At 69.9% G+C, this 22,209-nt stretch carries 17 protein-coding genes and 1 pseudogene; 5 read left to right on the forward strand and 13 right to left on the reverse strand.

Going from position 1 to position 22,209, the window contains the following annotated elements:
- The first annotated feature begins 56 nt into the window (after positions 1 to 56).
- The 4 genes from Mco01_RS21475 to Mco01_RS21490 are packed head-to-tail and all read left to right on the forward strand — an operon-like array spanning position 57 to position 3,657.
- Positions 57 to 1,103, forward strand: coding sequence for a D-alanyl-D-alanine carboxypeptidase family protein (locus Mco01_RS21475; RefSeq protein WP_204058689.1), 1,047 nt, complete (start codon positions 57 to 59; stop codon positions 1,101 to 1,103).
- Positions 1,103 to 1,831: a two-component system response regulator CseB gene (gene cseB / locus Mco01_RS21480; protein ID WP_275410538.1), complete on the forward strand. Its 729-nt coding sequence runs from the start codon at positions 1,103 to 1,105 to the stop codon at positions 1,829 to 1,831. Before Mco01_RS21475 ends, cseB begins: the two co-directional genes overlap by 1 nt.
- On the forward strand, positions 1,828 to 3,060 hold the full coding sequence (locus Mco01_RS21485; protein WP_204058690.1) for a sensor histidine kinase: 1,233 nt from the start codon (positions 1,828 to 1,830) through the stop codon (positions 3,058 to 3,060). The genes cseB and Mco01_RS21485 overlap by 4 nt, the downstream gene beginning before the upstream one ends.
- Before the next feature lie 45 nt (positions 3,061 to 3,105).
- Positions 3,106 to 3,657, forward strand: coding sequence for a hypothetical protein (locus Mco01_RS21490; protein WP_204058691.1), 552 nt, complete (start codon positions 3,106 to 3,108; stop codon positions 3,655 to 3,657).
- A gap of 86 nt (positions 3,658 to 3,743) precedes the next feature.
- Here the strand turns inward: Mco01_RS21490 and Mco01_RS21495 are convergent, their stop codons facing one another.
- The 3 genes from Mco01_RS21495 to Mco01_RS21505 form a co-directional block, all read right to left on the reverse strand.
- The gene (locus Mco01_RS21495) at positions 3,744 to 4,958 is read right to left on the reverse strand and encodes an MFS transporter (RefSeq protein ID WP_204058692.1); all 1,215 of its coding nucleotides are present in this window, start codon (positions 4,956 to 4,958) and stop codon (positions 3,744 to 3,746) included.
- 82 nt (positions 4,959 to 5,040) lie between these two features.
- Positions 5,041 to 5,994 (reverse strand): EamA family transporter, encoded by a 954-nt coding sequence (locus Mco01_RS21500; RefSeq protein ID WP_204058693.1) that lies wholly within the window; start codon positions 5,992 to 5,994, stop codon positions 5,041 to 5,043.
- Positions 5,995 to 6,153: 159 nt separating this feature from the next.
- Positions 6,154 to 6,798, reverse strand: coding sequence for a mycothiol-dependent nitroreductase Rv2466c family protein (locus Mco01_RS21505; protein WP_204058694.1), 645 nt, complete (start codon positions 6,796 to 6,798; stop codon positions 6,154 to 6,156).
- A 266-nt stretch (positions 6,799 to 7,064) separates the two neighbouring features.
- Between Mco01_RS21505 and Mco01_RS21510 the strand changes: the two are divergent.
- A pseudogene (locus tag Mco01_RS21510) lies at positions 7,065 to 7,895 on the forward strand (LysR family transcriptional regulator); the annotation flags it as partial.
- Between the two features lie 54 nt (positions 7,896 to 7,949).
- Here Mco01_RS21510 and Mco01_RS21515 read toward each other — a convergent pair.
- The 10 genes from Mco01_RS21515 to Mco01_RS21560 form a co-directional block, all read right to left on the reverse strand.
- The gene (locus tag Mco01_RS21515; protein WP_036325182.1) at positions 7,950 to 8,918 is read right to left on the reverse strand and encodes a ribose-phosphate diphosphokinase; all 969 of its coding nucleotides are present in this window, start codon (positions 8,916 to 8,918) and stop codon (positions 7,950 to 7,952) included.
- Positions 8,918 to 9,865, reverse strand: coding sequence for a pseudouridine-5'-phosphate glycosidase (locus Mco01_RS21520; protein WP_239103797.1), 948 nt, complete (start codon positions 9,863 to 9,865; stop codon positions 8,918 to 8,920). Before Mco01_RS21520 ends, Mco01_RS21515 begins: the two co-directional genes overlap by 1 nt.
- 19 nt (positions 9,866 to 9,884) lie before the next feature.
- Positions 9,885 to 14,015 (reverse strand): amino acid adenylation domain-containing protein, encoded by a 4,131-nt coding sequence (locus Mco01_RS21525; protein WP_275410539.1) that lies wholly within the window; start codon positions 14,013 to 14,015, stop codon positions 9,885 to 9,887.
- A gap of 164 nt (positions 14,016 to 14,179) precedes the next feature.
- On the reverse strand, positions 14,180 to 14,860 hold the full coding sequence (locus tag Mco01_RS21530) for an NAD(P)H-dependent oxidoreductase (RefSeq protein ID WP_204058697.1): 681 nt from the start codon (positions 14,858 to 14,860) through the stop codon (positions 14,180 to 14,182).
- 79 nt (positions 14,861 to 14,939) lie between these two features.
- Entirely contained in the window at positions 14,940 to 15,611 is a 672-nt protein-coding gene (gene upp / locus Mco01_RS21535; protein ID WP_204058698.1) for a uracil phosphoribosyltransferase, read from the reverse strand.
- 5 nt (positions 15,612 to 15,616) lie between these two features.
- Positions 15,617 to 16,312: a phosphoribosylanthranilate isomerase gene (locus tag Mco01_RS21540; RefSeq protein ID WP_204058699.1), complete on the reverse strand. Its 696-nt coding sequence runs from the start codon at positions 16,310 to 16,312 to the stop codon at positions 15,617 to 15,619.
- A gap of 357 nt (positions 16,313 to 16,669) precedes the next feature.
- Positions 16,670 to 17,353: a type 1 glutamine amidotransferase domain-containing protein gene (locus Mco01_RS21545; protein WP_204058700.1), complete on the reverse strand. Its 684-nt coding sequence runs from the start codon at positions 17,351 to 17,353 to the stop codon at positions 16,670 to 16,672.
- A gap of 138 nt (positions 17,354 to 17,491) precedes the next feature.
- On the reverse strand, positions 17,492 to 18,271 hold the full coding sequence (locus tag Mco01_RS21550) for an alpha/beta fold hydrolase (RefSeq protein ID WP_204058701.1): 780 nt from the start codon (positions 18,269 to 18,271) through the stop codon (positions 17,492 to 17,494).
- A 526-nt stretch (positions 18,272 to 18,797) separates the two neighbouring features.
- Complete coding sequence (locus Mco01_RS21555; protein WP_204058702.1) at positions 18,798 to 19,874, reverse strand: ParB/RepB/Spo0J family partition protein; 1,077 nt, start codon at positions 19,872 to 19,874, stop codon at positions 18,798 to 18,800.
- A gap of 509 nt (positions 19,875 to 20,383) precedes the next feature.
- Positions 20,384 to 21,532: an aromatic ring-hydroxylating oxygenase subunit alpha gene (locus Mco01_RS21560; RefSeq protein ID WP_204058703.1), complete on the reverse strand. Its 1,149-nt coding sequence runs from the start codon at positions 21,530 to 21,532 to the stop codon at positions 20,384 to 20,386.
- Positions 21,533 to 22,209: the final 677 nt, after the last annotated feature.

Here is a 22,209-nt window from a genome sequence, read left to right on the forward strand (position 1 = left end):
TGACGGGCACGCGCCCTGGTGGGGCGCGGACAAGTCCGTCATGGAGGTGCCCCGTCATGCGTTCCGCCCGCCGCGACCGCGTCCGCCCGTTGCCGCGGGCCGTCCTCGCCGTCCTCGCCCTCGTGGTCGCCGCCGGTGCGACCGGCTGTCTCGGCCCCTCCGGCTGGGAGCGGCTGCCCGCGCCGCGGCACGTCACCGGCGTCGCGCTGCCGTGGCCCGCCGACGGGCAGGCCGTGGTCGCCATGGCCGGCGAGGGCGTCCTCGGATCCAGCGGCTCGATGACGCCGGTGCCCATCGCGAGCGTGACCAAGGTGATGACGGCCTACGTCCTGCTGCGGGGCCATCCGCTGAGGGACGGCGAGGAGGGCCCGCTCATCGAGGTCGACGGGACGGCCGCCGCCGAGTCGCTGTCGGCGACGGAGTCCACCGTCCCGGTGCGGCAGGGACAGCGGCTGTCCCTGCGTCGGCTGCTGGAGCTGATGATGATCCCGTCCGGCAACAACGTGGCTCGGCTGCTGGCCCGATGGGACGCCGGCACGCAGGAGGGGTTCGTGCGGAAGATGAACGCCGCCGCCCGCGCCCTCGGCATGGCCGACACCGTCTACACCGGCGCCAGCGGCTACGAGGACTCCACGGTGAGCACGGCGGCCGACCAGGTGAAGCTGGCAGGCGAGGCGATGCGGAACGAGGTGTTCCGGCGGATTGTCGCCACCACGCGGACGTCCCTTCCTGGCGATCCGCGCGTGATCCGCAACACCAACACGCTGCTGGGCAGGAACGGGGTGATCGGCATCAAGACCGGATCCGGCACGCGGGCCGGCGGCAGCCTGATGTGGGCCGTCACGGTCGGATCGGGCGACGGGGCGCGTCTCGTGCTCGGCGTCGTCCTGTCCCAGAGGGTCGGCGCCGACCCGGAGGCGGCGAAGCAGGCGGCGCTCGACGCGAGCGACCGGCTGATCACGGCGGTGCGGGCGGCCGTGCCCCGGCTGGTCGCGGCCGGCCGGACGGGAGGCGTGCGCGGCGCGATGAGCACGCGCGCCGCCGCCGTACAGTACAACGTGGACATCAGCGGTGAAACCGCCCGGCGAGGGGCCGCGCGGTAGTGGACAGGACGACCTCCGACGCGCCCGTCACCGTGCTGCTGGTCGAGGACGACGACGTCATCCTCAAGACGGTCACGATGGCGCTGGAGCGCTACGGCTACCGCGTGTCGACCGCCGGGGACGGCCTGAGCGGCCTTGAGTCCTTTCAGGACGGCGGACACGACCTGCTGCTGCTGGACGTCATGCTGCCGGGCCTGGACGGCATCGGCCTGTGCCGCAAGGTCAGGGAGTCCAGCCTGATGCCGATCCTGCTGATGTCGGCCCGGGGCGACGCCGTGGACGTGGTGTCGGGCCTGGAGGCGGGCGCGGACGACTACGTCGTCAAGCCGGTCGAGATCTCCGTGCTGGTGGCCAGGATCCGCTCGCTGCTGCGGCGGGCGGCCTTCACCCCGCGGGAGACGGCGTCCGCCGCCGGCACCCCGGACGAAGGGGCGGGCGGGTCCGCGCTCGCCTTCGGCGACCTCACGGTCGACACCGCCGCCCTGGAGGTGTGGCGGGCGGGGCGGCCGGTCGCGCTCGCGCCCACGGAGCTGCGGCTGCTGCTGGAGTTCGCGGCCAACCCCGGGCTCGTCCTGGATCGCCAGACGTTGCTGCGCGACGTCTGGGACTACGGCTGGGACGGCGACACCCGCGTGGTCGATCTCTGCGTCCAGCGGCTGCGCAAGAAGATCGGCGCCGACCGGATCGAGACGGTCCGCGGCTTCGGCTACAAGCTTCGCCGGTCGTGAACCCGACCTCGTTGCGGTGGAAGATCGCCGCCCTCGTCGCCGTCGGATGCTGCGCGGTCACGGCCGTGGTCGGGGTGCTGGTTCACCGGGCGACCTTCGACCGTTCGATGCGCCTCGGCGAGGACGACGCGCTCCAGGCCCTCACGCAGATCGAGCAGGAGTACGCGCGCACGGGCACGGCGCCCGCGGACGCCATGAAGGAGCCGGGCGAGCTGCCCGCGGAGCTGCGGCAGCGGCTCGCGCCTCCGGAGACGGGCGCCCTCTCCCCCGTGTTGGCCGGGAGCACCTGCTACGTCGAGGAGCGGCCCGGCCAGCCCTGGATGTGGGCGGCGGCACGCGTGGGCGGCCAGGTGCTCGTGGCACGGATCGAGATGGGCCCGGAACTGCGCAGCCTCCAGGCGCTCGACCGCCACATGGTGCTCGCCGCGCTCGCCGCGCTCGGCGTCATCCTCCCGGTGACGGTCCTGGCGGCCGAGCTGCCGAACCGCCGGCTCCGGCGCGTGGCGGCCACCGCGCGGCGCATCGCGGACGGAGATCTGGACGCCCGGACCGAGGCGCGCGGACGCGACGAGATCGCCGACATCTCGGCTGCCGTGGACTCGATGGCGGCGAACCTCCAGCGCCGGCTGCTCGCCGAGCAGCGCTTCACCGCCGACATCGCGCACGACCTGCGCACTCCGCTGATGGGGCTGCTCACCGCCACCGAGCTGCTGCCGGAGAGCGAGGCCACCGACCTGGTCCGCGACCGCGTCCGCGTGCTGCGGTCGCTGGTCGAGGACCTGCTGGAGGTCTCCCGCCTCGACGCCGGCGCCGAGGAGGCCGAGCGCCTCCCGGTGCCGCTCGACCGGCTGACGGCCGAGTCGCTGAGCAGGCTGGGTCTCACCGCCGAGGTGACCGTGGTGGGCGACCCCGTGGCGGAGACCGATCCGCGCCGTCTGGACCGGATCGTCGCCAACCTCGTGGTCAACGCCCACCGGCACGGACGGCCTCCGGTGGAGATCGGGGTGAGCGGCCGGACGATCGTGGTCCGCGACCACGGCCCGGGCTTCCCCGGCGACCTGCTGGCCGACGGGCCGCGGCGGTTCCGGACCGGCAGGGCCGAACGCGGCGGCGGGCACGGGCTCGGCCTGACCATCGCCGTCGGCCAGGCCCGGGTCATCGGCGCCCGGCTCCGCTTCGGCAACGCCCCGGACGGCGGCGCGATCGTCACGCTCGAGCTGCCGGCCTGACGACGTATCCTCAAACGGAGTAGACACTCCACTTGTGGGGGGACCGTGACGACGTTCTGGCTGGACCGCGACGACACCCGCTATGCCGACCAGGTCCGGCGCGACGTGGGCGCGTTCGAGGACTCCTTCGGGGACTTCGCCCCGATCTCCTTCGCCTGCGCGGCGTGGCGGGTCGCCACCACGCCGGTCATGTCGCCGCCGTACGTCCGATGGCACCGCCGGATCCTGTCGGCGACGTGCGTCCGCAACACGTGGGACGGGACGCTGAACGCCGAGGTGCGGATCGCCGCGCCGCTGCCCGGAGCCCTCACCGCCTCCCGGGTGTGGTGGCGGGACCGCGGCTGGCAGGGCTGGCCGCGGGTGTTCGGCCAGTTCGTCGAGCCGAGCCCGCGTGAGACGGCCACGCTGCCGTTTCTGCGGGCGAGCCTGCTCGCGCAGGTGCCCGTGCCGTTCGAGGAGCTGCCGCCCGCGCCCTCCGGGCCAGACGAGCATCTGGCGGCGACCGCCGGCCGGGCCCTGGCGGTGCTGGTCAGGGAGCTCGACGCCGTCATCGCCCCGATCATCGCCCACCTGGAGGACGCCGCCGCGCCCCGGTGACGAGACGTCCGGCGCCGGCCCGACGCCGAGCGGGCCCGGCCGCCGTCTCCGGCGACCGGGCCCATGACCTCCGGCGCAGTGGCGGCCTACGCGCTGGCGGCCATCTCGTTCTCGGCGACGGGCTGTGCGGTCCTCCGGCGCGTGCCGAGGGTGAGGAGCACCGAGGCCGCCGTCAGCACCACGCCGTACCAGAAGACGCTGTCGACCCCCAGGTGGTCGGCGAACAGCCCGCCGAACAGCGCTCCGAGCGCGATGGACGTGTTGTACGCCAGGGTGTTGAGGGACATGGCGGCTTCGAAGGTGTCGGGCGCGGCGGCCAGCGTCACGTTGATCTGGCACAGGTTGGCGGCGCCGAAGGAGACGCCCCACAGGATCAGCGAGAAGATCAGGCCGGCCTGCGTGTGACCGATCGTGAGCAGCAGGAGCAGGGCCGCGACGAGTCCCGTGCAGGCGACGGCGAAGCTGCCCCTCAGGTTCTTGGTCACCGTGTAGCCGGCGATGAAGTTCCCGGCCGCGCCGCCGACGCCGTAAATGATCAGCAGGACGGTGAAGAACCGGGAGGAGGTGGAGGAGTTCTGCTCGATGAAGGGACGGATGAACGTGTACGCCCCGAAGTGCCCGAGCACGTACAGGACGACGGCGAACAGCACCACGCGGAGTCGCACGTTTCTGATCGGAAGCCCGAAGACCTCCCGGACCGAGACCGCGTTCTCCGACGGCAGCGACGGAACCACGATGATCACCGCGAGGAGCACCAGCGCGCCGAGGCCGCTCCAGATGAGAAAGGTGGTCCGCCAGTCGGTCAGGCTTTCGAGCAGGGTTCCCAGCGGGATGCCCACCACGGTGGCGATCGAGATGCCGGACAGCGCGACGGCGGACGCCCTGCTCGCGAGGCGGCCGGGAACGAGGCGCATCGCCATGCTCACCCCGATGGCCCAGAACACGCCGTTGGCGAATCCCATGATGAGCCGCGCGGTCAGGACCAGCGGGTAGTTCGGCGAGATGGACGTGATCAGGTTGCCCACGGCCAGGATCGCCAGGAGCGCGGACAGCAGCACGCGCCGGTTGACGCGCCTGGTCCACGCCACGATGAACGGTACGCCCAGCCCGGCCGAGACGCCGTACAACGTCACCATCAGCCCGGCGACTCCCACCGTTATGTCCAGGCTTCTGCTGACCGGGGTGAGCAGGCCGACGGGCATCAACTCGGTGGTGACGAAGACGAACAGGCTGGCTGTGATGACAGCGACACCCAGCCAGGACCTGAAGGGCGAGAGCGGGTGCTCGTCGTTTGAGGACATGTCTTCTCTCTCAGGGGTCGAGGTGTGGACGTACGGACCGATTACGGACGTGCGGTTACCGGCTTCTCGTCGTTCCGGCTCGTCATCGCGAACGTCTCCCTTCCGCCGGCAACGGTGACCTCGGTTCGGGCACCGGGGGAGCGCCGCTGTCCTGGGGGAAGTCGGCCCCTCGCGGGGCGGCCGGCCGGGGTTGCGCGAGCAGCGCGGCGACGATGATCACGACGATTCCGGCCAGTTGCAGCATCGACAGCGTCTGGTGCAGGAACAGGTAGCCGAGGAGGGTCGCGACGATCGGGCTGCCCAGGGCGAGGACGGAGACCGCCAGCGCCGGCAGCCTCTCTATCCCGCGGAACCAGATCGCATAACTGATGACCGCGCCGAGGGAGATGAGGTAGGCGAATCCGAGGACGTTCGTCGCGGTGATCGTGGTCGGCAGCCCCTCGATGGCCAGGGTGAACGGCGCCAGCACGAGCCCGCCCGCGGTGAGCTGCCAGCCGGTGAAGGGAAGCAGCCCCACTCCGGGGGGCCGTCCCCACAGTTTGGTGAGCGTGATGCCGGTGGCCATGCAGGCCGCTCCGGCCAGCGCCGCCACCACGCCGACGACGTTCAGCGCCGCCGTCCCCTTGAACACGAGCAGCACCACACCGAGCGCGCCCAGGACGCAGGCCGCCACATGGGTGAACCGGATCCTGTCCCCGATGAGCACCGCCGCGAGCACCAGGACGGCCATGGGCTGCACGGTCATGAGCATCGCCGCGATGCCACCCGGCAGGCGGTAGGCCGCGACGAACAACAGGAAGTTGAAGGCGCCGATGTTGAGCGTCCCGAGGACCAGGGTGCGCCACAGCCACACCCCGGTCGGCAGGACGCGGGTGAACAGCAGCAGGATCAGGCCCGCGGGGAGCGCCCGTACGGTGGCGGCGAGCAGCGGGCGGTCCGCCGGGAGCCACTCCGTCGTCACCAGATAGGTGGTTCCCCAGATCGCCGGCGCGAGCGCCGTCACACCCGTGGTGAGGAACGACCGGCCGCCGCTCATGTCGCGCCGCTCTCCGTGCCGGCGTGCCGGCAGCCGAGGCCGCGGGCGCCGGGCACCATACATGCGTTCACGTTCGACCGTTCCTTTCGGATAGCGGTTGCCGACGGCGGCGACTCACGAGGGTCGCCCGCCGCGTCGTGCGAGGGGCCAGTCGATGCGTCAGTCGAAGAGGGGGTCGCGGGTGCGGCTGCGGTTGAGCTCGAAGAAGCCGTCGGTGCCCGCCACGGCGAGGACGCCGTCCCAGAGGCGGCCGGCGGCCTCGCCGCGCGGGCTGGGGGAGACCACCGGGCCGAAGAACGCGATGAGCTCGCCGCCGGGCCCGGGGACATGGATGACGGGAGTGCCGACCTCGGCGCCGACCGGGTCCATCCCGGCGTGGTGGCTGTCCCGCAGCGCCGCGTCGTAGTCGGTCACGCCGGCGGCCTTGATGAGCTCCGCCGGCAGATCGGCCTCAGCGAGCGCGGTGAGCATCATGTCCCGTCCCAGACCGGCCTTCTTGTGGTGAATCAGGGTCGCCATGGCGGTGTAGAGGGGCCGCAGCGCATCGCGACCGTGCCGCTGTTCGGCCGCGACGCACACGCGCACCGGCCCCCAGCCTTCGACCATGGCCGTCCGGTATTTCTCCGGCACCTCCCGCCCCTCGTTGAGCACGGAGAGGCTCATCACGTGCAGACGCAGGTCGATCGACCGCACCTGCTCGACTTCCTGCAGCCAGCGGAAGGTGATCCACGCCCACGGACAACGCGGATCGACCCACATGTCGGCGACGGTGGGCCCCTGCTTCCCCGGTGGCGGGAGGTTCATGACCGATATTTCCTCTCAATCGCGACCTGGCTGGCTGATGGACGAGTTCCGCGACCCGGCGACTTCTCGGGCATTTCGCGCGAGCAGTTCGGCATAGCCCTTAGGCGGATTTCCATGGAGAACACCGCTGACGGCTTTTTGTGGAAATCCTTCGTGCCGCCGAACTCGTCACGTTGACAGTCTCGCCCGGCCGCCATCAATGAGTCCAACACATGTTTGTCAGGCCATCTATCGTGATACAAGCTAGATCCATGGAGCTGCAGCAGATGCGATACTTCGTCGCCGTCGCCGAGACGAACAGCTTCACCCGGGCAGCCGAACGGTGCCTGGTCGTCCAGTCCGCGCTCAGCCACCAGATAGCGCGGCTGGAACGGGAACTGGGCGCGAAACTCTTCGAGCGGACCAGCCGCCGGGTGCGCCTCAGCCCGGCCGGTGCCGCGTTCCTCCCCGCCGCCCGCCAGTGCCTGGACGCCGCCGAGCGCGCGGTGGCCGAGGTGGCCGCGGCCGTCGGCGAGGTGCGCGGACGGCTCGCCGTGGGCCTGATCCCCACCGTCGCGGCGGTCGACATCCCCCGCGCCCTTCGTGAGTTCCACGAGCGGTACCCGTCCGTGCGCATCAGCCTGCGCGTGGGCGCGAGCGAGGAGTTCGTCGAGCAGGTGAAGGAGGGGGCCATCGAAGTGGCCTTCCTCGGGATGCCGACCACGGTGCGGCCCGAAGGCGTGAACGTCCGCGAGCTGGCCCGTGACCGGCTCGTCGCCGTGGTCGCGCCGGACCACCCGCTCGCCGAGGAGCCGGCGGTCGACCTTCGCCGGCTCTCCTCGGAGATGTTCGTGGACCTGCCGGCCAAGACGGCCGGACGTGTCCAGTCCGACCAGGCGTTCTCCGCCGCCGGGCTCACCCGCGACGTCGCGTTCGAAGTGACCAACGCGGACTTCCTGGCCCGGCTCGTCGGGCAGGGCCTCGGCGTCGCCATGCTCCCCTCCGCCTACGTGTCCCAGCTCAGCGGCGTGGTCACCGTCGAGGTCACCGATGCGCCGGTCCGCGTCGAATACGTCATCTGGAGCCGCGTCAGCCAGTCGCCCGCGGCGAGCGCCTTCCTCACCATGCTGGACGTCCACCCCCGGAACGGGATGCTCCCGCCGGAAGGGGCGTCACGCCTGTCCGTCGAAGAGGCTGGTGACCGAGCCGTGCTCGAAGACCTCGTGGATCGCCCTGGCCAGCAGGGGGGCGATAGACAGCACGGTCAGCTGGGGGAACCGCCTGTCCGCGGGGATCGGCAGCGTGTTGGTGACGATCACCTCGCGGGCGCCTGAGCCGGCCAGCAGGTCGGTCGCCCGGTTGGACAGCACGCCGTGGGTGGCCGCGATGACCACGTCCTCGGCGCCCTCGTCCAGCATCTGGCGGACGGCCTTGGCGATGGTGCCGCCGGTGTCGATCATGTCGTCGATCACCACGCAGGTGCGTCCCCTGACCTCACCCACGACCCGGTTGGCGACGACCTCGTTGGGGCGCAGCGGGTCGCGGGTCTTGTGGATGAACGCGATCGGCCGGCCGCGCAGGTGGTCGGCCCACTTCTCGGCCAGCTTGGTCCGCCCGGCGTCGGGGGAGACCACGGTGATGTCGGCGTCGCCGTACTTGCCGCCGACGTACTCGGCCAGCAGGCTCTGCGCGAACAGGTGGTCGACCGGGCCGTCGAAGAAGCCCTGGATCTGGGCCGTGTGCAGGTCGATCGTCATGATCCGGTCCGCGCCCGCGGTCTTGAACAGGTCGGCGACCAGCCGGGCCGAGATCGGCTCCCGGCCGCGGTGCTTCTTGTCCTGCCGCGAGTAGGCGTAGAACGGCATGATCACAGTGATCCGCTCGGCGCTGGCGCGTTTCAGCGCGTCCACCATGAGCAGCTGTTCCATGAGCCACTTGTTGATCGGCGCGCAGTGGCTCTGGATGACGAACGCGTCGCTGCCGCGCACCGACTCCTCGAACCTGACGAAGATCTCGCCGTTGGCGAAGTCGTACACCGACTGGGGGGTCAGCGTCACGTCCAGGTGCTTGGCCACCTCCTCGGCCAGCTCGGGGTGGCTGCGCCCGGCGAACAGCATGAGGTTCTTGGTGTCCGCGGGCATCAGCCCCCCACCTCCCTGCGGTACCGGGCGTGCGCCGCGGCGAGCCGCCCGCCGACCTCGGCCGTGCTGATGAGCACCGCCATGTTGGCCCGGGACGAGCGGCCCTGCGTGGCCGCGTCCACCGCGCGCATGAGGTACTTCGTGATGGCCTGACCCCGGACGCCGTCCCGCTCGGCGGCCGCCGTGGCCTCGGCGATGGCGGCGTCGACCTCGTCGCTGTCGATCGCCTCCTCCGGCCGGACCGGCGTGGTGATCAGGAACGAGCTGTGGTTGCCCAGCGCCCAGTGGTTCTCGATCGCCCGGGCGATCACGTCGTCGTCGTCGAGCCGCATCGGGCTACGGAACCCGCTGGAGACGCAGTAGAAGGCCGGGAAGTCGTCGGACCGGTACGAGACGACCGGCACGCACTGGGTCTCCAGGTACTCCAGGGTCAGGCCGAGGTCGAGGATCTTCTTCGCGCCCGCGGACACCACGGCGACCTTCGAGCGCGTGAACTGGATCAGGTCGGAGGACACGTCCATGGACGTCTCCGCGCCCCGGTGGACGCCCCCGATCCCGGCGGAGGAGAAGAACGGGATGCCCGCGAGCTCGGCCGCAACCAGGGAGGAGGCGACCGTCAGCGCGCCCATCCGGCCCTGCGCCAGGACCACCGGCATGTCCCTGCTGCTGACCTTGGGGATGCCCGGCGTCGAGGCGAACCGCTCGATGTCGGCGTCGGTCATGCCGACGACGATCTTGCCGCTCTCGATGGCGATCGTCGCCGGGACCGAACCGCCCGCCCGGACGGCCTCCTCGACCTTCCGGGCGGTGGCGGCGTTCTCCGGGTACGGCAGGCCGTGGGTGATGACGTTGGACTCCAGCGCCACCACGGGGAGGCCCTCGTGGATCGCGTCGGCCACCTCGGCACTGAAGACGAGCGGGATGCTCTCGTGCGGGTAGGCGCTCATCGTCGTCACCGCCATCGCCTCAGTTGGCCTCGGGGCCGTAGTCCGGCAGCTTGCTGAGGATGTCCCTGCGGTCGACGATCTCGGGGAAGTAGACCTTCTCGTTCCAGACCTCCTTGTCGATCGGCTCGAAGGCGATCGACACCGCGCCCTCGTCGCAGCCGAAGGCGTCGGTCAGGGCCCGGGTCACGGCCGAGACCAGCTCGGACTTCTGCTCGTCGGTGAGCGGCACCGGGAAGTGCTTGATGTTGACGTGCGGCATGACGGTTTCCTCCTGGGTGTCGAGGCGCCGGCGGATTGCGGTTGCGAGCTCGTCGATGTCCGGTGCTTTGAGCAGCGAGTAGTGGTCGGCCTGAAGCTCGACGACGGTCGGCGCCGACCTCGAATAGCCGCGGCTGCCGTCCAGGAACGAGTAGTCGTCTCCCCGCGCCTTGAAGACGGTGATGGGCGCGGCGATCCGTCGTTCGCTCAGCTCGCGGAACGTGTAGCTGAACTCGAACGTCGTGGCCACGATCCGCATGATCCGGCGGACCAGGTCGACGTCGAGATTCGCGACGTTCTCGCTGATGAAGGCGGCGAAGCTCTCGTCGTCCTCGGCCGCGGCGAGACACCGGTCGAGCAGGGGACCGCTGGTCGTGCCCGCGAAGACCGAGAAGAGGATCGTCACGTACGCCTCGTGGGCGTAGCCGGCGACCCGTTCCTGCCGCTCGCCGTCCGAGCTCACCCTGGGCGAGCCGGGGGCGATCAGGAAGAGGTGGTCGACCCGCTCACCCCGCTGTTCCAGCTGGTAGGCGGTCTCGAAGGCGACCCGCGCCCCGAAGGAGTAGCCCCACAACGTGTACGGGCCCTCCGGCTGCACCTGCACGATGGCCTCGACGTCCTCGGCGGCCATGTCCCTGATCGTCGGGTGGGGGACCTCGCCCTCGTTGACGCCCTGCGCCTGCACCCCGTAGAACGGCCTGTCCGTGCCCATCGTCCCGGCCAGCAGCCGCAGGTTCATCGGGTAGCCGCCGAGGCCGGGCCAGCAGTAGATCGGCCTGCCCGGCCCGGCGGGCTGCAACGGAACCAGCCGGGAGGTCTCCTCCACGTCCACCCCGGACACCCGCCGGGCCAGCGCCTCGACGGTGGGGGACTGGAACAACGCCTGTGACGGCAGCGACGCCCCCAACTCCCGGTTGATCTTGTTGATCAGCCCGATCGCGATCACGGAGTTGCCGCCGGAGACGAAGAAGTCGTCCTGCACCGAGACGGTCTCCCGCTTCATCAGCTTCTTCCACATCTCGGCGATGCGGCGTTCGACGGTGGTGCGGGGCGCGATGAAGGGACGGTCGTCCCTGCCCACGTCGGTCCGGTCGGACGCGACGAGCGCGGTGACGTCGATCTTGCCGTTGGCGGTGGTCGGCAGCTCGTCGAATATCACGACCTTGTTGGGGATCATGTACTCGGGCAGGAGCTTGATCAGGTCGTCCCTGATCATCTCCACCGGGCCCCGCATGTGCACGGCGTCTTCCTTCATGCCCTCGTGCCGCCGCTGTTCGTCGCTCACCCGGCCGCCCACGAAGAAGTACGACGGGCCGGTGGGCCGGCCGAGGTCGCCCAGGACGGCGTCGATCCGTCTGGCGGAGGGCAGGTCGTCGCCGGTCTTCGAGCTGTACCCGGACGACATGAACCCGAAGTTGAGGTCGTTCATCGACAGGTGCTGGAGCGCGCGGCCCAGGTCGACGTACCGCCGCCACTCCCGGTCGGTCCGGCTGACCAGTGAGATCCCGATGCTCGCCCTGTCGTACACCGCCTGGTTGATGGCGATGACCTGCTTGCGCAGGACGAGCTCGGGGGAGATCGGCTCGAGCCGGCCGCCCTCGTAGGCGTACTGGCCGGCCGGCAGGTCGGCGACCTTCCCGGGATGGGCCTGGACGTACACGTCCACCTCGTCCGGGCGCGGCCCGGCGTACGGGACCAGCTCGAACGTGCCGATGTAGTGGTCCTCGGCGGCCACCTCCAGGCCGTCCTTCACGGCCGGCGTGTACTCCCGGTCGGCGATGTCGAGACCGTACGCCGGCAGGATCTCCTCGAACAGGCCGACCATGTGCCCGGCCTCGATCTCCAGCACTTCCTCGATGTTGTTCTTGTAGACCGGCTCGATCGCCCGCCTCTTGCCGACGAAGTGCAGCCTCACCGCCAGCCCGGCCGCGCCGGCCGTCTCGGTGATCAGCACCAGCCGGTGGTCGACCGGGTGGTAGTAGTACGTCCCCGGCGGCAGGTCGCCGATTCCCGTGATCTCCAGGTACAGCTGCGTCGCGTACAGTGCGCCGGGCGAGGCGTACGCGTACTTCGGCAGCAGCCGTTCCGAGCTCAGGTGCTGCCCGAAGTGGCGCAGGATCCGGCCCAGCTCGGCGACGCCGACCTCGGCCAGGCCGCGCGAGCCGACGCCGGCCGCCTGCTCCTCGACCCGCCCCTCGGCCTGCCCCACGGCCTGCCCCACGGCCCGCCGCTCGGTCCGCCGTTCGAGCAGGCGGAGGATGTCGGCCTTGGTGACCTCGCCGCCCTCGTAGAACCGGTAGGTCTTGCGGGCGAACGCCTGTCGCCGCTGCGCCTCCGTGGCCGTCTTCCCCGGCAGGTCGGCCACGGGTCTGCCTGCGAGGTCCTCGTCGTCGCGGACCCCCGGGTTGGACAGCTGCGCCCGGACCTGGAGCCTGCTCTCCTTGGACTGGTGGTGTGCGCCGTGGTTGCCCTGGTCCATCAGGGCCGCTTCCCTGGGGTTCAGCTCGACGCAGGCGATGAGGTTCTGGAAGCCGCTGTGCGGGTCGTTCTTCACGATGACCGCGGCGTGCTTGACCCAGTCGTGGGCCTCGATCGCCAGCTTGATCTCGTCCAGCTCGACCCGGAAGCCGCGCAGTTTCACCTGGTTGTCCGCCCGGCCGACGAACTGCACCGTGCCGTCGGCGTTCCGGTAGGCGAGGTCGCCGGTCTTGAACAGCCTGCCCTCGCCGAACCGGTTCTCCACGAACCGCTCCGCCGTCAGCTCGGGCCGGTGCAGGTATCCGCGGGCGACCTGGACGCCTCCGATGTACAGCTCCCCGACCTCGCCGACGGCCACTTCGGACATGTCGCGGTCGAGGAGGTGGTACTCGGTGTTGTCGACCGGGGCGCCGATCGAGATCGCGTTCGGGGCCTCGCCGACGGTGGCGCGGTCGACGGTGTACGCCGACGAGTTGATCGTGCACTCGGTCGGCCCGTACAGGTTGACCAGGTCGCACCACGGCAGCGTGTCGAGGCAGGCCTGGGCGAGCCGCCTCGACAGCGCCTCACCACCGGTGAAGATCTGGGTGAGCGACGTGCACGTGTGCAGTTCCTCGGTGTCCAGCAGCGCCTGGAGCAACGTGGGAACGCACTGCAGCATGGTCACGCCATGGGCGTTGATGGTGCGGATCACCTGCTCGGCGTCCCGGTAGATCCCCGGAGTGCCCATCACGACCACCGCTCCGAACGCGGGAGCGAGGATCTCCCACTGCGCCGCGTCGAAGCTCATGGGGGTCTTCTGCAGCAGGACCTTCTCGGGGTTCAGCCCGTACGCCGCCGCGAGCCAGCGCATCTGGCTGACGATGCTGCGGTGCTCGATCATCACGCCCTTCGGCCTGCCGGTGCTGCCGGAGGTGTAGATGACGTACGCCAGATCGTCCGGGGCGGGCCGGGTGCCGGCCGGGGCGAAGCCTTCGGCGTCCTCCAGGGTGACGATCGTCGTGCCCTCGGGTGCGAGCGCCCGCAGCTGGTTCACGAGCTCCTTCTGCGTCACCACGACCGCGGCGCCGGAGTCCTCGATCATGTAGCGGAGCCGCTCCTCCGGGTACTCCGGTGACAGCGGCAGGTAGGCGCCGCCCGCGAGCAGGATTCCCCAAGCGCCGATCATCAGGTCCATCGACGGCTCGACGAACAGGCCGACGCAGTCGTCGGCGGCCACGCCGAGGTGTTCCAGGCAACCGGAGAGCTCGGAGCTGCGCCGGACCAGCTCACGGTAGGTCAGGTGCTGTTCGCCGTACACGACGGCAGTGTCGTCCGGCCGCAGCCGGGCTTCCTCCTGAAGGAAGTCAGGAAGACAGGTGGGCGCGAACGGGTTCCGTCTCGCCTCAATGAGCGGTTTCACTTGTCCCCCCATACGTGGCAATCGGTCGATCTTTCGGGAACGGCGACCGGTTTACGCCCGGAACGGCACGGACCCCGCTCCATCCCGGGACGGACCCGCTCCGCCCCCGGACGGACCCGCTCCACGCCGCGCGGAACAGGCGACAGGGCGGGATCAGGTGGAGGAATCGCTGGTGGTCACTCCGGCGGGTTCAGGGCGAGGCCGTGCCGCAACGCGGTGGCGATCTCGAGCACCCTGCGGGTCTGGTAGGCGATCGCGGCCAGGTTGTCCTCGGTGACGTTCTCGGCGAGCCGCCCGGGAACCGCCTTCGCGCCGGAGACCGAGCTCACCCCGTAGGGGTTGCCGTTGCTCGGCGCGAGCTGGATGTCGTCGGCGACGCCCGGGGCCACGATGATCGCGCCCCAGTGGTAGAAGACGTTGTTGAGCGACAGGATCGTGCTCTCCTGCCCGCCGTGCGGGGAGCCGGTCGAGGTGAACGACGACATGACCTTGTTGACCAGCCCGCGGCGGGCGTGCAGGGGCCAGGCCAGGTCGATGAAGTGCTTGAGCGGCGCCGCGATGAGGCCGAAACGACCGGGGCTGCCCCACAGGACCGCGTCCGCCCAGTCGAGGTCGTCGATGCCGGCGGTCGGGATGTCCCTGACCGACTCGGCGTGCTCCGACCACGCCTGCGTCCATTCGGTGAACTCCGGCGCCAGTGACGCGTCGACGTACTCGGGCACCCGGCGCAGGCGCGTCTCCGCGCCGGCCTTCTCTGCCGCCTCGGCCGCGGCCGTGGCGAGCTTGTGGATGTTGCCGGTGCCGGAGTAGTAGAAGATGGCGACTTTGGTGACGCTGCCGGCGTCTGCGGTGGGCATGGGTCGTTGTGCTCCTTCGGGCGTTGTGAACGGTCGGGACGCGGGTCAGGCCTGGCTGTCCTTCATGCGGTGGCGCGGGTCACGACACCACGTCGGTCCCGAAGAACCGGTCGCCGAAGTCGCCGATGCCGGGCAGCATGTAGGCGTTCTCGTTCAGCCGTTCCTCGATGGACGACGTCACCATCCGCACGCTCGGATAGCGCTCGCGAACGGCCGCGATGCCCTCCGGCGCCGAGAGCACGTTGATGAACACGATGTGTTCCTCGGGCACGCCCTCTCCGAGCAGGACCTCGATCGCGGCCAGCGCGGTGCCGCCGGTGGCGAGCATGGGGTCGAGCAGCAGCACGTGGCGGCGGGCGATGTCGAGCGGCAGCTTCGCGTAGTACAGGTGCGGAAGCTTCGTCACCGTGTCGCGCTGGATCAGGATCTTGCCGATCCGGACGTCCGGTGCCAGCGCCCGCAGCTCCGCCTCCATGCTCTCGCCGGCTCGGGCGACGGCCACACCGCAGATCTGCGGACCGACCCGCAGGCCGTGGTAGGTCCGTCCGACCGGGGTCTGCACGTCGTACGGCTCGAACGGCAGCAGCTCCAGGCCGGCCTCGATCAGCTTGCGGATGATCCGGCCCGCGTTCAGGACGAAGTCGTCGCGCTTCGCGTGCCGGTCGCGGACGATCGTGTGCAGCGCGCGCAGGTACCTGGTCTGCGGCAGCAGGTGCACCGCGTCCTCGACTGACGTGGTCGTGTCGGTCATCCCGCTCACCTCCGCGCGCCTTCGGGGGCGGTCCGGGCGAAGGCCGCGCGCGCCTCCGCGACGAACGTGCGCACCTTCACGCGGTCCTTCCGGCGGGTGACCGGGTCCTCCAGGCCGGTGTGGGCGTCCACGGCGGCGGGGCGGACCTGCTCGATCGCCTCCGCGACGTTCTCCGGGTTCAGCCCGCCGGCCAGCATCAGCGGCCGCGGCGAGATCCGCACCAGCTCGGCGCTGATGCCCCAGTCGTGCACCAGGCCCGTCGCGCCCTTGGCGCCGGTCGCCGGGTTGAAGCTGTCGGTGATGAACATGTCCACCCATTCAGCGGAGTCCGCGACGATCGTGGACAGCTCGTCGATGTTGTCCGCCTTCACCACCAGGCTCTTCAGGACGTACAGGTCGGGGGTGAGGGCGCGCAGCCTGCGCAGCTCGGCGGGCGTCACGTCGCCGTGCAACTGGATGGCGCCGACGCCCATCTCGGCGCAGAACGCCGCGATCTCGTCGGCATCGGTCAGATATGTGATGATGACGCCCTTGTGCTCCGGCTGGATCGCCTTGATGATCGCTGCCGCGTCCGCCTCGGAGAGGTCCTCGTTCTTCGCGGGGAGCCGCAGCGCGAAGCCCAGCCAGTCGGCGCCCTCCTCGATGATCAGGTTCGCCTCGGCTTGGTCGATGATTCCCGCGACCTGGATCAAACCGTGCATGGTGATCTCCCTCTTGTGACAGCAGTTCACGGCGGCCGTTCGCGACGGGGTGGCCGGACGGCGCGCGGGTCCAGCCCGGCTCCGGCAGGCGGAACCGCGCCGGTGTCCCGGTGACACCCGGAGACATGGTGGGGTGCGGAGCACATCGGCGGATCGTGATCCGGCCGGAGCCGTGCCGTGATCGGCGTGACGCAGCCGGCCGCGTGTCACGACTGGCGCGCATACCCGCCGCCGCGGCGGTCGCCGCCGTCGCCCGCGTCCCGGGCCCGCGGACGTGCGCGAGCCGTCAGGACGGACTCGTCGAACGGGAACGTCGGCGGCCTCCTCGTCCGCGACCGGCGTCACGCTCTCGCCGGGCTACCCGGCCTGCTTGAGCTCGTTCACGACGAGTTCCGCGACCGGGGCGGCCGACGCCGGGTTCTGACCCGTGATCACCCGGCCGTCGTTCTCGGTGTGGCAGACGTAGTTCGGCGCCTTGGTGTGGAGGGCGCCGCGTTCCTTCAGACGGTCCTCCAGGAGGAAGGGCATGACGTGGACCAGGCCCAGGGACTGCTCCTCCTCGTTGGTGAAGGAGGCCACCCTCCTCCCGTCCACCAGGTAGGAGCCGTCCGACAGCCGGAGGTTGACGAGAGCGGCTGGGCCGTGGCAGACGGCCGAGACGACGCCTCCCCGCTCGTAGATCTCGATCGCGAGCCGGGCGAGGTCCGGCGACTCCGGGAAGTCCCACATCGCTCCGTGGCCGCCGACGTAGAAGATCGCCGAGTAGTCGCCCGACGCCACCTGCGCGGCCGGCCGGGTCGCCGCGAGCTTCGCCCGCACGGTCTCGTCGGCGAGGAAGCCGACCACGTCCGGGTCGTTCTCCTCCCCGTCGAAGATCACGGCTGGCGGTTCGCCGCCGCGCACGGACACGAAGTCCACCTCGTGACCGGCGGAGGTGAAGACGTGGTAGGGATGGGCGGCCTCAGAAACGCTGTAGCCCGTCCTGTTGCCGGTGTCGCCCAGAACGTCATGGCTGCTGACCGCGAGCAGTATCTTGGCCACTTCTCCTCCTGCTGTCACTTCGTCGGCCGATCGTGGACCTGCGTGTCGGTGGATGCGTGGAAACGTGGGCGCGGCCCGTGAACGTCGTGCTCGCAGAAAGGGCCGCGCCCACGAAGCGGGCCTACGGTGCGACTGCGGTCAGGGCTTGTGGATGAACTCGTTGACCAGCTTCACGAATTCGACGGGCTTCTCGAAAAGCACCATGTGGCCGCTGTCGACCTCGACGTAGGAGGAGTTCGGAATCGCGGCGTGGAGCTGCCGGGAGTGCTCCGTGGGGACCGCGGCGTCCGGGTAGGGGGCGACCACGAGAGTCTCCGCCTGGACCTTCTCGACGAGACCCCGGATGTCGACGCGCACGAGAAGCTCCAGCTGGCGGATCCTGCCCCGCGACGGGCTGAGCTCCGCGCCGAGCTTGTCGACCTCCTCCAGGCTGTCGAGGCTGTTGACGTACTTCGGGCTGAACGCGGTCGTGGTCAGGACCCGCCCGAACGCGACCGGGTTGTCGGCGAGGCTCAGCGTCAGGCCGATCAGGTTCCGCATGTACTGGTCCGTCTCCACCAGGCCGCCCACCGGGATCAGCCTGCGTATCTGCTCGGGGTGCAGGGCCGCCGTGGCCGCCACGACCGCCCCGCCGAGGGAGAAGCCCACCAGGTCGACCTGCTCGGCGCCGTAGTCGGAGATCACGGCGGAGACTTCCTCGGCCAGCCCCTCGACGGTGAGGTCGCCGCCGTCGTCCTCGGCCGCCTCGCTACCGGACAGCTCGGGCACGATCACCGTGTTGCGCTCGGCGAACTCGTCGACGAGATGACCGAATGCGCTCTGCCCGCCCTTGCCGACGCCGTGCACCAGCACCAGGATCGGACCCGAGCCGGTCACCGTGTACTCCACGCGCGCGTTTCCCACCGACACCGTAGGCATGACGACCATCTCCTTCTGAGTCGTGAGGTGATTTCCGGTCCCGCACTATCCGCATAACAACCGTCTGTTATGCGGACAGGACAATTCCCGGGCGGCCGGACAGTCCTGCGAAGTCGACAGGTATTGGTCGTCTCCTCCGCAACGAGTCTCGCATCCGATAAAGGAGCATAAGTAGGGATTTGCCGTACTAACAAGGTGTACAAACAAACGCTGATGCTGCTGGTTGAACAGGCACTTGTGCCCCATATTGGGACGCGGGGATACGACGCGGCGGCCCGGCGGGGAGCCACGCCGACGTGGAAAGACGAGTCCTCGGACGCCCCGGTGGCGCCGGCCCAGTGGCGGCTCGGGGACGGCTCGGCGGCGGTTCGTGCGGTTCGGAGCCGGCGGCACGGGAGGTGCGGGCGCTGGGCGGCGGGACCCGCGACGGCCTTCCCGACGGGACCGCCGGCCCGCACAAGCGCCTCGTCGTCGTTGTGCAACTGCTGAATCTCAGCGGTTGCACAGGGCGCCGGCGGTCACCCGCTCACGCTCTCTGCCGCGCCGCCCTGCGTCTGAGGTCTTCGGCGAACTCCGCCCAGGCCGCGGCGTTCTCCTTGGCCGCCTGGCTGACCAGCTCGACGCAGCGCTCCGGGACGGCCTCGATCAACTGCTGCCGGTTCGACGGAAGCGACGCGCTCGCGCTGAGAATGCGGAGGAGGAGGCGGCCGTCCTCCACGGACCGCAGTGCCGGGTCCTTGATCAGCGTGTGCAGCGGTGACGTCCGGCACCGGCCGCCTCCCGATCCCGACGGCCGGGACGCGCCCGGGTCGGATGTCGTCTCCGGGAGCGGAGCATCCGGCAGATCCGGCTGTTCCCCCGGCGTCGCCTCCGGCCGCTCGTCGGCACGCCGCATCGAATCCGGCAGAGGACCCTCGCCGCGTCTGAGACGGTTTCGGACGTCCCGGACCGTGCCCGGCGAGATCCCCGCCTGCTGCGCGATCCACCGCAGCGAGGCGTCGGGCTCTTTCGCGATCAGCTCGGCCGCCCTGATCCGGCCGGCCGAACCGTCGAGCGGACGGATGCGGCCGTCGCTCCCCAGCCGGACCGTCGACTGGGCGCTCCCGGAGAGCACGGCGCGGCGGATGTCGCCGACCATCCGGGCGGACAGCCCCGCGATCCCGGCGATCATCCGGTCGGACCAGTGCGGATGCGACCGGACGATCCGCTCGGCGGCCCTGGCCCGGTCGGCGGCCGACAGCGGCAGGCCGTGCGCGCTGTTCTCCCTGACGGCGATCACGAAGGCGTCGTGCTCGTCGCCGTCGAAGAACCGCACGCGGATGTTCGCGTCACCGCGCGAGGCCGCGGCCCGCAGTCGGTGCATCCCGTCCACGACCCGCATCGTGGGACGGTGCACGATCAGCGGGGGCAGCACGGTCTCCAGGCTGGACAGCAGCCGTACGTGCCGCGGGTCCTCTCCCATGATCCGCGGCGTGTCCGCAGAGAGCAGGGAGTGAAGGGGAACGATCTCGACCTCGGAGAGCCTGGAGTGGTAGTCCTCGCCACGTTCCTTTCCTTTCGGGCTGGACACGTCGGGCGACTCCATCGCTGTCCACGCAGCCAAGGTTCTCCCCCCTCATGAACCGACATGATTAAGAATTACATGAGCACGTCGCGATCTCTTGACCCCGCATATGACCGGCTCGACCCGGGTGAATAGTCGAATGAATTTCCGTTCGGCCTTTCTTCCATCGCAATGACCCCGTCATGTCGGGTAACGCGTCACATCCCACTGCGCGTCGGAAAACGCCGCGGTAGCCCACTCCGGCACTCCAGGTGTCGACTGGTGATGAACGCGGTACGCATAGTGGTCGGTTGGTTGGCCGCCAAGAGATGATTTGATAATCGGTACAACGGTTTGTCAACCTCTGAAGTCCCCTAGGCGCCGTAACGTACGACATATGAATTGTCAACCCCTGGCGCCCACGGGCAGGTCCGTAACATCGGATTTGTGTTTCCGCCTATCGACGGACAGGGCCGCCGATTCACACATGGGTAGGGGGTCGGGCGCGGCAGGCGCCGGGCCCGGGCGTCACGGCGGGGTCGGCCGGCGCCCTGGCGGTGATCAGCCCGTCAGGTACGGGCTCGTTCGAGCTCGCGCCGGTACGCGTCCAGGACGAGCCCGTGGAAGTGATGGACCGCGTGCTCCGACAGCCCGGACCCGTCGGGATCATAGACGATCTTGCCTTGGGTGAACACGGGGGTGCGCATGCCGCGCTGGACGCTCTCCACCAGGGCGATGTCCTCCACCTGGAGAACCTCGTCGATGTACCGGATGCCGTCCAGTTCGGCCTCGTCGGGTTCCGTGGTCTCCAGATAGAAGTCCCAGATCTCACGAGTCCGCTCCGGGCCGTCCGGGATGATCTGCAGGACCATGAAGTTGCCGCGGCCGGGATAGCGCAGCAGGCACGTGTTGGGCCACAGCCACCAGACCGCGTGCTCGGTGACCGTCGCACCGGACACGTCGTAGGCGGAGTTCTCCGTCTTCCCGGCCTGCGCCATGTGGCTGGAGTAGATCCCGTACGTGGTGACCTTGTAGGTGCTCATGTCGACCAGGGACACGAAGTCCTTGTGCGCCACGTGGCAGTGGTAGCACTCCAGGAAGTTGTCGACGACGTTCTTCCAGTTGGAGGCGATGTCGTAGGTGAGCCGGCGGGCGAGGGTCAGCTTGGCCACGTCCGGCGCCCGCGCCTCGATCTCCGCCTCGAGGTTCCCGGCCTGCTCCGGCAGAGGGGCCGCGGCGGGGTCGAGGTTAACGTAGACCATGCCGCCGAACTCGGCGACCTGGATCTGGTCCAGGCACACCCCGGAGATGTCGAAGCCGGGCAGCTGGCCGGTGTTGCGCGCCCGCCTCAACCGTCCGGTCAGGTCGAAGTTCCAGGCGTGGTACGGGCACACGATGCTGCGCCGGACGCCGGAACCGGACAGCAGTTCGTGCGCCCGGTGCTTGCACACGTTGTAGAACGCCCGCAGCGTGCCGGCCTCGTCCCGGACGGCCGCGATCGGCATGCCGGCCACCGTGCCCGTCACGTAGCTGCCGGGTTCCCGCAGCTTCTCCACGTGGCACAGCCACTGCCAGGTCCGGGCGAAGATCGCCCGCTGGTCGACGTCGAACCACGCCGGATCCGTGTAGGCGTCGGCGTGCAACGACATCGACAGTGCGGGGTCGGGGTGATAGCCGGCCGATATGTGCTCGAATGCAGGGATCGGATCCGGTGTCACCGTACCTCCAAGGGCATGCCGCCCGAGCGAGTGTCGTGCGGGACGGCACAGGAGTTCTGTCTGGGCCGAATTGAGGGTAATGATCCTTTCGATAGGGATTCAACCCCTCTGAGCCCGGTATGAGCAGCCTGCCCCCACCGACGCGACGTGGCCGGGTGTGACGTCGAAGCGTCTTCGGCGTGCTTGTTAACGTTCACATGCTGTCCGTGGGTCGAGCTCCTCTCCATCGGGGTGGGTGGAGGTGGTGTGGGGCGGAGCACACACGAGGGACGGAGCCGCTGTCAAGGGCCCCCATCCGAGGTGGCCTCCGGCGCCCGGGCTCTGAGCGTTGTCCATCTGGCCTTGACGCGTCGGCTCACCGGACAGCGTGGTCGCCTGTGCTGAAACTTTCATCCATCGTCGACGGCTGGCGCCAGGGATGGAGAAAGTTTCGGAACGCCAATCTCGTGCTCTGTATGCAGGTTTCGCGTGTCCTACGAACAACTGAGCCGAAAGTTTCCAGAACGGTTGACAAGTTTCGGGCGGGTTTCCACACTGACTCTCCAAGGCGGTCCCCGCTGCCGGGTGGTGGTGCACGGGCAGCGGGGGCCCCGTCTACGACGCCTTGGTGGTGTGCGTCCCCGCTGGTGGGGCGCGGCGTCAGGCCTGCGGGGGACGCCCCCGCATCCCCCCGTATT

The sequence above is a fragment of the Microbispora corallina genome (assembly GCF_016863035.1).
In the GTDB taxonomy this organism is placed as follows: Bacteria; Actinomycetota; Actinomycetes; order Streptosporangiales; family Streptosporangiaceae; genus Microbispora; species Microbispora corallina.

What these genes read in the sequence shown, in the direction of transcription:
- Mco01_RS21475 (WP_204058689.1), top strand. Translation starts at nt 57, where the DNA reads ATGCGTTCCGCCCGCCGCGACCGCGTCCGCCCGTTGCCGCGGGCCGTC.
- Mco01_RS21495 (WP_204058692.1), bottom strand. Translation starts at nt 4,958, where the DNA reads ATGTCCTCAAACGACGAGCACCCGCTCTCGCCCTTCAGGTCCTGGCTG.
- Mco01_RS21500 (WP_204058693.1), bottom strand. Translation starts at nt 5,994, where the DNA reads ATGAGCGGCGGCCGGTCGTTCCTCACCACGGGTGTGACGGCGCTCGCG.
- Mco01_RS21505 (WP_204058694.1), bottom strand. Translation starts at nt 6,798, where the DNA reads ATGAACCTCCCGCCACCGGGGAAGCAGGGGCCCACCGTCGCCGACATG.
- Mco01_RS21515 (WP_036325182.1), bottom strand. Translation starts at nt 8,918, where the DNA reads ATGCCCGCGGACACCAAGAACCTCATGCTGTTCGCCGGGCGCAGCCAC.
- Mco01_RS21520 (WP_239103797.1), bottom strand. Translation starts at nt 9,865, where the DNA reads ATGAGCGCCTACCCGCACGAGAGCATCCCGCTCGTCTTCAGTGCCGAG.
- Mco01_RS21525 (WP_275410539.1), bottom strand. Translation starts at nt 14,015, where the DNA reads ATGGGGGGACAAGTGAAACCGCTCATTGAGGCGAGACGGAACCCGTTC.
- Mco01_RS21530 (WP_204058697.1), bottom strand. Translation starts at nt 14,860, where the DNA reads ATGCCCACCGCAGACGCCGGCAGCGTCACCAAAGTCGCCATCTTCTAC.
- upp (WP_204058698.1), bottom strand. Translation starts at nt 15,611, where the DNA reads ATGACCGACACGACCACGTCAGTCGAGGACGCGGTGCACCTGCTGCCG.
- Mco01_RS21540 (WP_204058699.1), bottom strand. Translation starts at nt 16,312, where the DNA reads ATGCACGGTTTGATCCAGGTCGCGGGAATCATCGACCAAGCCGAGGCG.
- Mco01_RS21550 (WP_204058701.1), bottom strand. Translation starts at nt 18,271, where the DNA reads ATGCCTACGGTGTCGGTGGGAAACGCGCGCGTGGAGTACACGGTGACC.